At 73.6% G+C, this 595-nt stretch carries 1 protein-coding gene; it reads left to right on the top strand.

Annotated elements, in window-relative coordinates; genetic code table 11:
• Positions 1-595, top strand: a 595-nt coding sequence (locus BZY54_RS47790) for a histidine kinase (RefSeq protein ID WP_143668419.1), incomplete at both ends; no start/stop codon positions are given.

The following is a 595-nucleotide window of genomic DNA, read 5'->3' as shown; positions in this document are numbered from 1 at the left end:
GAGAACGCCACGGTGTTCTCCCCGCCGCACACGGCGGTGCAGGTCCTCGGCGAGCGTGTCGCCAACGGCTTCACCCTGGAGATCCACGACCGGGGCCTGGGCATGGCCGCCGAAACGCTGCTGGACGCCAACCTCCGGCTCGCCGAGACCCCGGAGTTCGAACTCTCCGACACCGACCGGCTCGGCCTGTTCGTCATCAGCCGGCTCGCCCAGCGGCAGAACGTCCGCGTCTCGCTCCAGCCGTCCCCGTACGGCGGCACCACCGCTGTCGTCCTCATTCCCGACACGCTGCTCACCGACGACGTCCCCGACACCAACGGCATCGGCTTCCGGCTCGACCGGGAACGGCCCGCCGGGAAGGCCGAGCGGGAGGAAGGCCGCAGGGCCGCCCTCTCCCAGGCACCCGTGCAGCTCCCGGGACTGCCGGTCTCGCTCCTGGACGGGCCGGTGGAGCTGGAGGCGCCCGTCGACCTCGACGCCATCGAGGAGCTCGCGGACGCCCTCGACGACGACGAGAGCGAACGCGGCGGACTGTTCCGCCCCCGCCGCTCCCAGCCCGGTGAGACGGCGCCCCGCCACCCCGGCCGGCCCGTCC

The sequence above is a fragment of the Streptomyces carpinensis genome, from assembly GCF_002154505.1.
Lineage (GTDB): Bacteria > Actinomycetota > Actinomycetes > Streptomycetales > Streptomycetaceae > Streptomyces > Streptomyces carpinensis.
Note: the sequence above shows the minus strand (reverse complement) of the source record. Positions and strands in the feature narration are given on the sequence as shown.